Consider the following 12,729-nt stretch of genomic DNA (forward strand, 5'->3'; position numbering starts at 1 on the left):
TAGAGAGGTTGAACTGGATAAAACGACTTTTTGGGCATTGAGTAAGACATCAGAAAACTTCCGGCAGATTATTCTGATGGGATACGCAATTGCCAGTCTGATGATTGCTGAAGCATTGAAACCCAACAGCACAAGGAAACTCGCCTTTACGCTGGAGAAAATTTGGGTCAGGGATGTTTATAGCCAGCAATTTATCCAGACCTGCCGCAACAGAAATGGAATGGAAAAGGATGCACAGCGCAAAACGCCGGGATCGACATCGCCGTATACGAAACACTAACTGTACCTGGCAATATCCTCACTACACATCACAGGTATTTGACCAACTTGAGTATCTGACGCAAAAACTCGAATACACATTACCGAGTGACACTATATCTCAGGCGATTATTACGACAGATTACTATCTGGCCTATGCGCTGGGTCGACATTTATTTTCAGGAGCACGTACCGCAATCTTCCAGACCATTGAATCGGCCAAAATCAGCCTGCGAGAGTCGGTAATTAGTCAGTTAGTGGTTGATATGGAAGGTTTAACAATCTCTTATTTTGATGTTCTGGAGTATCTGCGCCAGCTAATTAAACCGCGGAATAACATCCAAATCTTCATATTACTTTCCCGCCACGATGAAGACCTAATCCCTTTTATTTCTCTGTCCGGTCCATTTTATATCTTGTCACGTAGCCTGCGCCTCCCGGAGATGCGCCGCGCTTTATTGTCGCCAGTCCTTAACTATATTCACTCCAGGCACATAAACCAGCTTGATTGGGAGATGGTGGAATTACTCTTACAAGGTAACTCCTTAAAAGAGATTGCTTTGTTACAAGCTCGCCCCTACCACCGTATCATCTATCGCCTGAACCAGCTGATTGCGCGTCTGGGCTTAGCAAACCGGCAGCGTTTTTTGCACCTGATACATCGCCTCAGCGTTACCTCTGCTCATTTAATTTAACACCCTAACCCTATGTGCCATAAGATTTTTTAGGAAATTACTTATTTTTATATGAGATAAAAGATCTAAATTTCACAACTATTTAATATTTACAACTATTCCTGGTATTATGCTAACTTCCACCACCCCAGTAAACCATACTGATTCTGTGCATATCAGCACAAATAGCGTCATTCCCACCTTAACAAATCCTAAACAATTAGTTTATTGTATTGTTTTTACCATTTAAAAATTTTTTTCAGTCTGCCATAATTCAAACAGCAGTAAAATAATGCCAATAGTCATTAACACATCTGGATCTTTTAGAACATCCTAACTGACATTAACAACCTGAATGTTGTAAGCCTTTTCCGAAAGAACAGAGCAGGTATAATCCCCATAGTTTTCTGATTAATTGTTAGTTTTCCCAGTGTGAAATGGATTTTCCACAAATTCATTGTTCTGTAGAAGAGCAACCGAATAAACAAGGATGAAATAATATTTATTCGACTCTCCCTCAGAACAACCCTTGGCTATTTGACAATATTATAACGCCTGATGTTTTATAAAATTATCAAGATACGCATACAGTTTGAGGCATACAACAATGAAACCAGCATCCGTTATCATTATGGACGAACACCCTATTGTCAGAATGTCGATAGAAGTACTACTTGAAAAAAACAGTAATATCCAGGTTGTGTTGAAGACCGATGACAGCCGTACGGCAATAGAGCACCTGCGCACTTACCCTGTCGATCTTGTCATTCTGGATATTGAACTACCTGGTTCAGATGGATTTACATTACTCAAGAGAATAAAGTCTCTGCAGGAGAATACTCGGGTGCTGTTTCTCTCCTCCAAATCGGAGTCTTTTTATGCCGGGCGTGCTATCCGGGCCGGTGCAAATGGTTTTGTCAGTAAACGAAAGGATTTGAATGATATCTACAATGCGGTAAAAATGATTTTATCGGGATATTCTTTTTTCCCTTCAGACACCCTTAACTTCATTAACAATATAAATATGAAAAAAGGTGTATTGAATGACATGCCGCTCTCTAATCGCGAAGTTACGGTTTTGCGTTATCTGGCAAATGGCCTTTCTAATAAGGAAATTGCTGAGCAGCTGTTACTCAGCAATAAAACGATTAGTGCTCACAAAGCTAACATCTACGCCAAACTCGGCTTACATACTATCGTTGAGCTGATCGATTACGCAAAAATGCATGAATTAATGTAATAGCACTCCCGGCGAGACTTCGTTCGGGAGCGTTTTATCCGCGCATTGATTAGTTATAGTTAATCATAAATGTGGCATCGGCCCTGGCGAGGCCAGGCTGAACCCCGTCTGCTAACGCGATATAGTTGGCGAAAAAGGTCAGCGTGGCATTGCCGTTCTCATCAATCCCTACGGTTTGGCTGGCCTGCTCGAGCGGTAATCGCGTACGGTCGCTGTCATGCAGTTCGATCGCCACCTTTTGCGCCATCACCGCGTCATCAAGCGCCAGCAACGTCGTACCGGGGGCCGGAGTACCAGAAAACGTTATTGACGCGGATCCCGGCGGGCAGCCTTCCAGCTTCAGCGTAAACGCGACTGGTTGGGTAGTATCCCCGCTGGTCTGTAACTGCTTTGTTGGCCAGGTGCCCAATTCAACCGACTTATTGCTGTCGCTGGCAATCACCGCACAGGTAAAGTCCACCACGTTTCCGCGCAGTTCAATATTGATTTCGCCCAGCGATGAGGCCGCATGGCACAACGAGCTGAATGTCAGTATGGGCAGCATCACCAGAAGCGCCCATGAAGTTGGCGTTTGCTTGTTAGTCATAATCTACTCGCAGATAGCCACGGGCAGTAAAAGGCCCTTCGGTAGGTTTATTCCCCGTCACGCTGACCGGCCAAGTCCGAATACTCACGTTTGCCGCGGCGTTATCATCCAGTTGAAATGGGATCGTGCTGGACAGATTATTGGGCGTCAGCGGTCTACCGGTTTTGTCGGCGACAATGAACCCTAAGTCAGGATTGTCCGATACCATCATTTGCCCAGAGGCTTTCTCGGCCTCTACCCGCATGGTTAAGTAGGCCTGTGCAGCGACGTTGGTGCATTTTATCGCCACCGTTTTGGTCTGCGGATTAATGCCTTCGGGACGGTTTCCTGCCCCCGCCTTGCTGAACAACGATGCGCCAATATCGCCAAAATCAAACTCGACAATCTGCCCTGCGTTCACCTCACAGTTTTGTGGAACCTCCACCTTACCGCTGTAGCTGATGGTATAAACCGGCGTGCTTAGCGCATCTCCGGTACTGGTCGTGACATAGACTCTGAACATGGTCTGGCGCGGGATCGGCACCATGTTAATAAACGAGCGGATCACTTTGAGTTTAAACACCAGGTTTGAATCCTGTACGCCAAAAGGCTTCTGCTTCGAAACGTTCGAGTCAACGCCCATACGGATATAATTTCGCGGAGGATAAAACAACCCGGCATAGCTGTCGGTGATGCTCATGGCCCCCAGCAGGTAGTCATTGAGCTTCAGATACTGAAAACCACCCTCGGTACTTTGAACCGGAAGTTCAGTGACATAGCTTCGATAGGTGTAATTCACCGTTGTCCCAGCCGGACAGGTGGCATTAACGCCAACCCAGCCCGATTTTTCCGGTAACGTCACCACCTGCCCCGGCTGATTATTGCTGCTGTTAAAGACGTTCGACAGATCGTAAAAAACATCCGTTGGTGTGCCATTCGAGTTTTGGCAGACCGTCGCCCAGGACGAATGAGCCATCAGCAGTAAAGCGCTTCCCAGTAACAAACCTGTTTGTCGTTTCATCGTATTATTCCTGTCGTGCCGTTGGAGATTCGCACGTCACGTTCGTGAGCGTCACCGCCTGTTTCAGACTCTCCTCAGGCAAGGCATAGTGCGCCACGCAGCGAGCGTTAGCGCTTTCCCCCCATTGGATCAGCAATTCGCCTTTTAGCGGTAAGCCGCTCAGGTAGATTTGTCCGTCTTCGCCCACCATACTGGTCACGCCGCTGGTGTTTTCACGCACAACAGATCCAAATGGCACAGGTTTACCTGCATATTTCGCGGTTATCAGCGCCCGCACGCCGATACGTGTATCAAACGCTGCTCGCACCAATGCCCCTTGCGTTGGCACGACGCTGCTAACGTTATTTTCCACATCGGTATTGTTGTTCATTGAATTGGTATCTAACGCGACGCGGTTATAGCGATAAACGGTGGCATACGGCATCACCGCGTATCCGCGCCAGTCGGTTTGCACGCCGGTCTGGTTTTCTATCCGCACCCCCTGCGCGCCAGGTGCTTTAACCAGCACATTGGTGTCCCCCAGCGGCTGACTGAGGGTAATACCGTCCGCATGCCCCACCACGCCGCCGGAGAGCTGCCAGTTATAGTCATGTTGATCGCGATCGTAGTTGTATCCCACGCCCAGCGTGCCATAAGCCGCCTGCCAGTTGGCGCTGGCGTTTCCGCTGTAACCGTTAGTACTGCTGTGCCCCTGATTCACGCTGTAGCTCAGGTTGCGTCCATCCAGTAACGTACCGCCGATCCCGCTCTGCCAGCTGTTTTGTCCGTTGCTGTTGCGGTTGGCATTAAAAGTGGCGTAGGTGCGATCGAGCGCGTTATCACGCGAGTAGCGCCGTCCGCTTAGCAGGCTGAACGGCACTGACATATTGAATGCCAGAATACGGTCGGTGTCGGAGATGCCTACCGATTCATTCCACGACCAGGAGAGTGAATAGCTAATTCCCTGCCAACCGCTGGCATAGCCCACCTGATACCAGGTATTGGTGTCTGAGGTATTCCAGTACGTTTGCTGACTCCCCGAAACATACAGCGAGCCGTAGTCTCCCAGGTTCTGCGAAATGTTAATCTGGAAGCGGCCCTTTTTGCTGTAACTCAGGTTGTGGTAACTCTTCACATCGGGCACGTCGTGGCGATTGCCTTCGCTGTCGTATTCATACTCATACCCTTCCATGCTGCGATACGCGACATCATCAAGGGTATAGAAGCCGCGCGTTGAGTAGCGATATCCCAACAGCTGGAAGTTTGTGCCAAAGTTGTTCAGCGATTTTGCATACAGAAAACGCAAAGACTGCCCCTGGTGCGTACTGTCATCCGCCAGTTGACTGCGCGCATGGGTTAAATCCACAGAAACCGCCCCCCAGTCCCCCAGGTTTCGGCCGGTGCCTAAAACTACCGCGGTGTAACGTGAGGCCAGCTGCGTACCGCCATAAGCGGTGTAGCCTTCTGGTAATCCGGCAATTAATGTTCCCTGGAAAAAGAACGGTGAAGATTGCTGGCTATTGCCGCTGCGAAAATCCCCGGCAACCACGTCGTATTTGAAACGCCCTTCTCGTTGTAACAAGGGAACCGTGGAGTACGGCACCGTATAGCGCTGCTGGCTGCCGTCCTTTTCGTCCACCGTCACCTCAAGGTCACCGCTAGATGACGTCGGGTTGAGATCGGTTATCGAAAAAGCGCCCGGTGACACATAGCTTTGATAAATCACATAGCCATTCTGACGAATGGTCAGTTTCGCTGCGGTACGCGCAATGCCGCGAACGGTTGGCGCGTAGCCCTGTAAGCTGTCGGGATACATACTGTCTGAGGAATAAAGCCGCGCCCCGCGAAATCCGACGCTGTCAAAAACGTCGTTGCCGGTGTTGCTGTCGCCCATCACCAGTTCACCGTTCAGAGGGATAATCGCGCGCTGAAGCCATGTACCGATATTTTTCCAGCTTTGTGAGTGGTATCCGTCACCTTTGGAATAGCTCCATGCGCCGTTATTTCTCAAGCGCCAGGGGCCATAATTCAGGCCACTGAGCATACTTAAGAAATAGCTGTCAGTGTCACTGCCGCGGCTGCCGGTAAAACTGTAGTTGACCAGCGCAGCCGGGATCCCTTCATCCCACTCCTCCGGCGGAATATAGCCACGCGCGCTGTTTAACATTGACGCCTGCGGCAGGCTGACGTTTAAGCGCAGGGTAGAAAAATCAAATGCAATCTCACTGCCTGGAATCGCCTCCGGTAGATTGATGCAGGTATCGTTCGGATCCTTACTGAGTGCCGGAAATGCAGCGATATTGACGCCAAGGCGCTTCACCCAGTCGAGTCCAAAACACGGCATCAGCCCACCAGACTTCTCCCCGGTTTTTCCCGCACTGCTCGTAAAACGAATATCCTGAGTGGCAACAAACTCATCGTTGCGCCAGATATCCACACGATAAACGCCTTCAGGCTGATGATTGCCTTTTTCAAAACGTGATAAATCCGCCACGGTTGCCGTATCCGCAGATAAAAAGGCCGGATTAAAATAGCTTTCCCCATGGCTTAAAGAGGGAAAGAGCGCCGCCAGCGTGGACAACGCCACCCCCGCCAGCGGTGGCGTAACCCCCGGTAACAGGCCAGGAAAATACGTTGTCTTATTCATCGTTATCTCAACGCACGCTAACCGTTTGGGCCGGAGTCACGGCGCCATAATCATTGACCGTCTGGAACGTGACGTTGCCCTGAACGCCCGTTGGTAGCAGTACCTGCGCATCACTTTTCGGCGCGACCATCACGTTATCAACCTTCGTTTTCCCCACGTTGAGATTGACCAAGGTGACGTAATACGCTGACGGATTATTGATTTTCAGGTGGTTGCCGGTACGGGAAAATTTCAGCATCCCGGGCGCATCTTCCGGAATTTGCGGCAGATTATTCGGACGGACAAAAAGCTTGATGCGGGACAGAATCGCCAGTTGCAGAACGTTTTTACCCTCAAGGCTGTTTTTATTGACTGACGGAATGGCTTTCACATTCATCCAGAACAGCGATTCACGGTCTTTGGGCAGCGGAACACCTGCATAGATGATACGCAGCGTGTTTTCGCTTTTGGGTTCGCTGACGAACAGCGGAGGCGTAACCACAAACGATTTTTCTTTAACGCCTGCGCTATTCTCGATCCATGAATTGACCAGGTAACGTTCTTTGGTATCACTATTGCTAATAGACAGGGACGTTTGTTTGGCATCGGCTGGATAAATAACGCGGGTGGCGCCTAATGCAATGCCTCCGGCAGCCTGAACACTGGCAGCAGAAAATAAGGCCAGTAAAAGGATAAAACCTGATTTTAGATAATTAAACATAGCTACAAATACCTTTGGTGTGATTATCGTTGGGAAATTAATCAGGGATAAACCAACGTAAACCACACGTCTGAACGAAGCGTTCCCGGCGTTATATTTTCCGAGACAGCCCGATAACGAGCAGTGAAATGAAACGTCATCTCTTGCGTTATAATCGGCGCATAATGAAGCGGCAGCGCATTCGGAATAATTTGCTGTTGGCGCTCATCAAATAACGCCAGACCGATCCCCGAAGCCGCAGACGCATCACCACTAGCAAGAAAAACCTGCGGATCTTCTGCTGGTGTCACACCTGCAAACGCAATCCCAACGTGGTCGTAAACATCGGAGCTGCATGACGTTAAGCGCAGTGAAAACGGCACGCTGGTCGAGGCAAAGCTTCCCGTCCCGGAGAAAGCATTGGTGCGATACTGCCCCATTTGCACCCGCAAATTTTGGCTGTCGGTAGCGACCGTACAGGCACCATTGACGAGCTGCCCCCGTAAGTGAAGGCGGCCACTTTCCAGTATTACCGTATGTGCAAACACAGGCAGTACGCACAGCATTCCCGCCAGCGCCACGCCTTTCCCTATCATCTGCCGCATCCTTCATCATCCCCGGAAATTGCCTCATCCAGTGAGGCGAACGTCATCCTTGCGCAAATCAGAACGGCTTATTCGTACTTCATGATGAACGTCGCGTCGGCATTTGCCTGACCCGGCGTAGCGCTGGTGGCTGTGGCTTTGTAACGCGCAGAGAAACGTAGGGTGTTGGTCCCTTCTACCAGCGCCTGAGCGGTAGAGAAGGTGGCTCCATCCGGCTTCAGCGCGGTGGACGTATTGTCCAGGATTTCAATCCCGACACCGCTGGCAGTAGTACCGTTATCTGCAGAAGTGACAGCCAGCAGGTTGTTGTTGGTAATATCGGATTGACCAGAGAAAGCCACGGCTGCGGTTGCGGCAACTTTCGGGTCACAGTCGTTCAGCACGATTGAGAACGGAATTTGCGCCGTTGTATCGCCAACTGCGGTAAAACTGGCGGTACGATACTGGCCTAAGGTGACAACCTGATCGGATGACTGAGTACTGACTGCACAGGCTGCATTGACCAGTTCACCTTCAAAATGCACAGTACCGCCGCTAACGCTTACCGGATCGGCTGCAACCGCTGCACCTGCAACTAACATCAGGCTGGCAATAACAGAAGAGGTCATTAATTTACGTTTCATGGATTTCCCTTGAATTACACACATCCGGCTCCGGCGTCCTGCGGGATCCGTTTGAATCATTATCGACATTAAATGTCAGGCTAATTATCTCTGCATCCTGTAAAGATATATATCGCAAGAGAATTAGCTAACCTTTTACCCCAACTCTCCTGAGTATTTGATTCACTAATTAATCTTCGCGAATATGACTATTCGTCACAGGGTTAAATTAAACATTTCAATTAATGAAAAATACCTGCAAATCCTTTTATTGACCCTGGCCAATTCTTATTGGGACCTAAGAAAAATCTGGGTGAATATTACTTAAATGCTCCCATAAAGGTACGTAACAGATTGGTTTATGGCGCATTACCCCTGAAAACACCAGGGTGATGAATTGTTTCATTCACGTTAATTTTAATTCGCATGCTCATTAATTACCTGGGAGACTTCAGCCTCTGTGCTGATCCCATGCTCTGACCATGGCGCCCGTTATCGCACGTAAAAACGCAAACGAAAACTGACAGCACGCCCCGCTTCTGACAAAATAGTGACATCCCCTTCGGTTTAACGTAACAGACGGAATTCTCTCTCTGATGGCAGCAAAGATTATTGACGGTAAAACGATTGCGCAGCAGGTGCGCTCTGAGGTTGCTCAAAAAGTTCAGGCGCGTTTAGCGGCTGGATTACGCGCCCCAGGCCTGGCTGTTGTGCTGGTAGGTAGCAACCCGGCTTCGCAGATTTATGTTGCGAGTAAACGCAAAGCCTGTGACGAAGTGGGGTTTGTCTCCCGCTCCTATGACCTGCCTGAAACCACCAGCGAGGCGGAGCTTCTTGAGCTGATCGATACGCTCAATGCAGATACCACCATCGACGGTATCCTGGTACAACTGCCGTTGCCGGCGGGTATCGACAACGTGAAAGTGCTGGAACGTATTGCACCGGATAAAGACGTTGACGGTTTCCACCCGTATAACGTCGGTCGCCTGTGCCAGCGCGCGCCGCGTCTGCGCCCATGTACTCCGCGCGGTATCGTTACCCTGCTTGAGCGTTACAACATCGATACCTACGGTCTGAATGCCGTGGTCATCGGTGCCTCGAATATTGTCGGTCGCCCAATGAGTATGGAGCTACTGCTGGCTGGCTGCACCACCACCGTCACCCACCGATTCACTAAAGATCTGCGCCGCCACGTAGAAAATGCTGACCTGCTGATTGTTGCCGTCGGTAAACCGGGCTTTATTCCTGGTGAGTGGATCAAAGAAGGTGCGATTGTGATTGATGTCGGCATCAACCGTCTGGAGAATGGTAAGGTTGTTGGCGATGTGGTCTTTGACGATGCGGCCGCACGAGCGTCATATATCACGCCGGTCCCCGGCGGCGTAGGCCCAATGACGGTCGCCACACTTATCGAAAACACGCTGCAGGCGTGTGTTGAATATCATGATGTAAAGGACGTTTAAGATGGCCACATTTTCACTGGGTAAACACCCACACGTTGAACTCTGCGATTTGCTGAAGCTGGAAGGCTGGAGCGAAAGCGGCGCCCAGGCAAAAATTGCTATTGGCGAAGGGTTAGTGAAGGTCGATGGCGTTGTTGAAACGCGTAAACGCTGCAAAATCGTTGCCGGACAGACCGTCAGCTTTGAAGGCCACAGCATTAACGTCGTGGCGTGACCCTAAGTGCCGGATGAGGTTAACACCGTATCCGGCCACTTCCCCCTCTTGTTTTCAGATAATGACTTCATCTCCACTTCACAGTGAACTGATAGCATGTTGTTTTTCCTCACGAAGCGATCATCATGCCCACTATCGTTACCCACGCGGCCGTTCCGCTCTGTTTAGGGTTAGGTCTCGGACTTAAAGTCATCCCCCCACGATTACTGTTTGCTGGCGTCGTTCTGGCCATGCTGCCAGATGCTGACGTGTTGTCATTTAAATTCGGCGTCGCCTACGGCAATGTGTTTGGTCACCGGGGTTTTACCCACTCACTGCTGTTCGCCTTCGTGGTACCGCTGCTCTGCGTCTTGATTGGCCGACGATGGTTTAAGGCGGGATTGATTCGCTGCTGGCTATTCCTGACGGTTTCACTGCTGTCGCACAGTCTGCTGGATTCTGTCACCACCGGCGGCAAAGGCGTCGGCTGGCTGTGGCCGTGGTCGGATGAACGCTTTTTCGCGCCGTGGCAGGTGATTAAAGTCGCGCCGTTCGCGCTGTCACGCTACGCCACGCCATACGGGCACCAGGTGATCATGTCGGAGTTGATGTGGGTATGGCTGCCGGGAATCGTAATGATGGGTGTGCTGTGGTGGTATCGGAAATATTAATCTGCCGGATGCGACGCGATGCGTCTTATCCGGCCTACACGGCCCGGTAAGCGTAAGCGCCACCGGGCATTACAGAGTTACTTACGACGCCAGGTGGTACCCTGCGGGCCGTCTTCCAGCACGATGCCCATCTCGTTGAGACGGTCACGCGCGGCGTCAGCTGCCGCCCAGTCTTTCGCCTTACGCGCATCCAGACGCTGTTGGATTAACGCTTCAATTTCAGCGACTTCACCGTCATCCGCCTGCGCACCGCTTTGCAGGAACGCTTCTGGATCCTGTTCCAGCAGGCCCAGTACGCTGGAAAGCTTACGCAGATGCGCAGCCATGCCGTTAGCCGCCGCCATATCTTCACCCTTCAGACGGTTTACCTCACGTGCCATATCAAACAATACGGAGTAGGCTTCCGGGGTGTTGAAGTCGTCGTCCATCGCTTCAATAAAGCGCGCTTCAAAGGCTTCGCCACCGGCTGGCGCAACGGATTTGTCGGTGCCACGCAGCGCGGTATACAGACGCTCCAGCGCAGAACGCGCCTGCTTGAGGTTCTCTTCGCTGTAGTTTAACTGGCTACGGTAATGACCAGACATCAGGAAGTAGCGAATGGTTTCGGCGTCGTAGTATTTCAGCACATCGCGAACGGTAAAGAAGTTGCCCAGCGATTTGGACATTTTCTCGCGGTCAACCATCACCATCCCTGAGTGCATCCAGTAATTAACGTACTCACCGTCATGCGCACAGGTGGACTGAGCAATTTCGTTTTCATGGTGCGGGAACATCAGGTCCGAACCGCCGCCGTGAATATCGAAATGGTTGCCCAACTGTTTGCAGTTCATCGCCGAACATTCGATGTGCCAGCCCGGACGGCCCGCGCCCCACGGAGACGGCCAGCTCGGCTCGCCTTCTTTGGACATTTTCCACAGCACGAAGTCCATCGGGTTGCGCTTCACATCAACCACGTCAACGCGCGCGCCTGCCTGCAGCTGATCCAGATCCTGGCGCGACAGCTGGCCGTAGTTCGGGTCAGTCGGCACGTCGAACATCACGTCGCCGTTATCGGCAACATAAGCGTGACCTTTGGCAATCAGCTGTTCAGTGATTTCGATAATTTCAGCGATATGGTGCGTAGCACGCGGCTCCAGATCCGGGCGCAGAATATTCAGCGCATCGAAATCGCTGTGCATTTCCGCGATCATTCTGTCGACCAACGCCACAAAGCTTTCGCCGTTTTCATTCGCGCGTTTGATGATTTTGTCATCGATATCGGTAATGTTGCGCACATACTTCAGCTTATAGCCGAGGAAGCGCAGATAACGCGCAACGACGTCGAAAGAAACGAAGGTACGTCCGTGGCCAATATGACAGAGATCGTAAACGGTAATACCACACACGTACATGCCGACTTCCCCGGCATGAATAGGTTTGAATTCCTCTTTTTGGCGCGTCAGTGTATTAAAGATTTTTAACATCGAAGATTCCGTGTAGACGTGTGTGGATAGTAAAGTCTGTATAATACCCATAATTTAGACCGGAAGCAGCACACTTTGCGAGGTGATCGCAGCTTGCGGTTATGCTATAACACACCCCTAACTCTGACCCTTGACGGGGTCGAAGCACCAATCTATCGGAACAGGATGCAAAAATGGTTACTTTCCACACTAATCACGGCGATATCGTAATCAAAACGTTTGATGATAAAGCGCCTGAAACAGTTAAAAACTTCCTGGACTACTGCCGCGAAGGTTTTTACAACAACACCATTTTCCACCGTGTTATTAACGGTTTCATGATCCAGGGCGGCGGTTTCGAGCCAGGCATGAAGCAAAAAGCCACGAAAGAAGCGATCAAAAACGAAGCGAACAACGGTTTGAAAAACACCCGTGGTACGCTGGCGATGGCGCGTACTCAGGCTCCGCACTCCGCAACCGCACAGTTCTTCATCAACGTTGCAGACAACGACTTCCTGAACTTCTCCGGCGAAAGCATGCAGGGTTGGGGTTACTGCGTGTTCGCTGAAGTTGTTGAAGGCATGGACGTGGTTGATAAAATCAAAGGCGTTTCCACTGGTCGCAGCGGTATGCATCAGGATGTGCCAAAAGAAGACGTTATCATCGAAAACGTGACCGTCAGCGAGTAAT

Annotated in this window: 13 protein-coding genes; 6 read left to right on the forward strand and 7 right to left on the reverse strand. The window is 50.6% G+C overall.

The genetic code is table 11. The annotated features are described in order from the left end of the window. The first annotated feature begins 230 nt into the window (after positions 1 to 230). On the forward strand, positions 231 to 953 hold the full coding sequence (gene fimY, locus JQN59_RS16880; RefSeq protein WP_032942589.1) for a fimbria biosynthesis regulator FimY: 723 nt from the start codon (positions 231 to 233) through the stop codon (positions 951 to 953). Positions 954 to 1,539: 586 nt separating this feature from the next. Beyond that, entirely contained in the window at positions 1,540 to 2,172 is a 633-nt protein-coding gene (gene fimZ / locus JQN59_RS16885; RefSeq protein WP_003831119.1) for a fimbria biosynthesis transcriptional regulator FimZ, read from the forward strand. 49 nt (positions 2,173 to 2,221) lie between these two features. Here the strand turns inward: fimZ and sfmF are convergent, their stop codons facing one another. The 6 genes from sfmF to fimA form a co-directional block, all read right to left on the reverse strand. Beyond that, positions 2,222 to 2,716, reverse strand: a complete 495-nt coding sequence (sfmF, locus tag JQN59_RS16890; RefSeq protein WP_187392937.1) for a fimbria assembly protein — start codon at positions 2,714 to 2,716, stop codon at positions 2,222 to 2,224. A gap of 34 nt (positions 2,717 to 2,750) precedes the next feature. Next, the gene (gene fimH / locus JQN59_RS16895; RefSeq protein WP_048214757.1) at positions 2,751 to 3,758 is read right to left on the reverse strand and encodes a type 1 fimbria D-mannose specific adhesin FimH; all 1,008 of its coding nucleotides are present in this window, start codon (positions 3,756 to 3,758) and stop codon (positions 2,751 to 2,753) included. A gap of 4 nt (positions 3,759 to 3,762) precedes the next feature. After that, positions 3,763 to 6,384 (reverse strand): fimbrial biogenesis usher protein, encoded by a 2,622-nt coding sequence (locus JQN59_RS16900; RefSeq protein ID WP_149607759.1) that lies wholly within the window; start codon positions 6,382 to 6,384, stop codon positions 3,763 to 3,765. Positions 6,385 to 6,391: 7 nt separating this feature from the next. Next, entirely contained in the window at positions 6,392 to 7,084 is a 693-nt protein-coding gene (gene fimC / locus JQN59_RS16905) for a type 1 fimbria chaperone FimC (RefSeq protein ID WP_008784004.1), read from the reverse strand. 41 nt (positions 7,085 to 7,125) lie between these two features. Continuing rightward, positions 7,126 to 7,659, reverse strand: coding sequence for a type 1 fimbrial protein subunit FimI (gene fimI / locus JQN59_RS16910; protein ID WP_048214759.1), 534 nt, complete (start codon positions 7,657 to 7,659; stop codon positions 7,126 to 7,128). 77 nt (positions 7,660 to 7,736) lie between these two features. After that, positions 7,737 to 8,291, reverse strand: coding sequence for a type 1 fimbrial major subunit FimA (fimA, locus tag JQN59_RS16915; protein WP_032934356.1), 555 nt, complete (start codon positions 8,289 to 8,291; stop codon positions 7,737 to 7,739). 575 nt (positions 8,292 to 8,866) lie between these two features. On the opposite strand from fimA, the gene folD reads away from it, so the two are divergent. The 3 genes from folD to JQN59_RS16930 all read left to right on the forward strand — a co-directional run bounded on the left by folD (position 8,867) and on the right by JQN59_RS16930 (position 10,597). Next, on the forward strand, positions 8,867 to 9,733 hold the full coding sequence (folD, locus tag JQN59_RS16920) for a bifunctional methylenetetrahydrofolate dehydrogenase/methenyltetrahydrofolate cyclohydrolase FolD (protein WP_003831112.1): 867 nt from the start codon (positions 8,867 to 8,869) through the stop codon (positions 9,731 to 9,733). A gap of 1 nt (position 9,734) precedes the next feature. Next, the gene (gene ybcJ, locus JQN59_RS16925; RefSeq protein WP_003831111.1) at positions 9,735 to 9,947 is read left to right on the forward strand and encodes a ribosome-associated protein YbcJ; all 213 of its coding nucleotides are present in this window, start codon (positions 9,735 to 9,737) and stop codon (positions 9,945 to 9,947) included. A 125-nt stretch (positions 9,948 to 10,072) separates the two neighbouring features. Then, positions 10,073 to 10,597 carry a metal-dependent hydrolase gene (locus tag JQN59_RS16930; protein ID WP_048214760.1) on the forward strand — a complete coding sequence of 175 codons (525 nt, stop codon included), beginning with the start codon at positions 10,073 to 10,075 and terminating at the stop codon, positions 10,595 to 10,597. A 77-nt stretch (positions 10,598 to 10,674) separates the two neighbouring features. On the opposite strand, the gene cysS is transcribed toward JQN59_RS16930, so the two are convergent. Next, complete coding sequence (gene cysS, locus JQN59_RS16935) at positions 10,675 to 12,060, reverse strand: cysteine--tRNA ligase (RefSeq protein ID WP_003831109.1); 1,386 nt, start codon at positions 12,058 to 12,060, stop codon at positions 10,675 to 10,677. A gap of 173 nt (positions 12,061 to 12,233) precedes the next feature. Between cysS and ppiB the strand changes: the two genes are divergently transcribed. Then, complete coding sequence (ppiB, locus tag JQN59_RS16940) at positions 12,234 to 12,728, forward strand: peptidylprolyl isomerase B (RefSeq protein WP_003021875.1); 495 nt, start codon at positions 12,234 to 12,236, stop codon at positions 12,726 to 12,728. The last annotated feature ends 1 nt before the right edge of the window (position 12,729 follow it).

Source organism: Citrobacter sp. B72 (assembly GCF_016894305.1).
Taxonomy (GTDB): domain Bacteria; phylum Pseudomonadota; class Gammaproteobacteria; order Enterobacterales; family Enterobacteriaceae; genus Citrobacter; species Citrobacter portucalensis.

Bases quoted from the DNA above. Each gene is read 5' to 3' on its own strand.
- fimY (WP_032942589.1), top strand. From the start codon at position 231: ATGCACAGCGCAAAACGCCGGGATCGACATCGCCGTATACGAAACACT.
- fimZ (WP_003831119.1), top strand. From the start codon at position 1,540: ATGAAACCAGCATCCGTTATCATTATGGACGAACACCCTATTGTCAGA.
- sfmF (WP_187392937.1), bottom strand. From the start codon at position 2,716: ATGCTGCCCATACTGACATTCAGCTCGTTGTGCCATGCGGCCTCATCG.
- fimH (WP_048214757.1), bottom strand. From the start codon at position 3,758: ATGAAACGACAAACAGGTTTGTTACTGGGAAGCGCTTTACTGCTGATG.
- JQN59_RS16900 (WP_149607759.1), bottom strand. From the start codon at position 6,384: ATGAATAAGACAACGTATTTTCCTGGCCTGTTACCGGGGGTTACGCCA.
- fimC (WP_008784004.1), bottom strand. From the start codon at position 7,084: ATGTTTAATTATCTAAAATCAGGTTTTATCCTTTTACTGGCCTTATTT.
- fimI (WP_048214759.1), bottom strand. From the start codon at position 7,659: ATGATAGGGAAAGGCGTGGCGCTGGCGGGAATGCTGTGCGTACTGCCT.
- fimA (WP_032934356.1), bottom strand. From the start codon at position 8,291: ATGAAACGTAAATTAATGACCTCTTCTGTTATTGCCAGCCTGATGTTA.
- folD (WP_003831112.1), top strand. From the start codon at position 8,867: ATGGCAGCAAAGATTATTGACGGTAAAACGATTGCGCAGCAGGTGCGC.
- ybcJ (WP_003831111.1), top strand. From the start codon at position 9,735: ATGGCCACATTTTCACTGGGTAAACACCCACACGTTGAACTCTGCGAT.
- JQN59_RS16930 (WP_048214760.1), top strand. From the start codon at position 10,073: ATGCCCACTATCGTTACCCACGCGGCCGTTCCGCTCTGTTTAGGGTTA.
- cysS (WP_003831109.1), bottom strand. From the start codon at position 12,060: ATGTTAAAAATCTTTAATACACTGACGCGCCAAAAAGAGGAATTCAAA.
- ppiB (WP_003021875.1), top strand. From the start codon at position 12,234: ATGGTTACTTTCCACACTAATCACGGCGATATCGTAATCAAAACGTTT.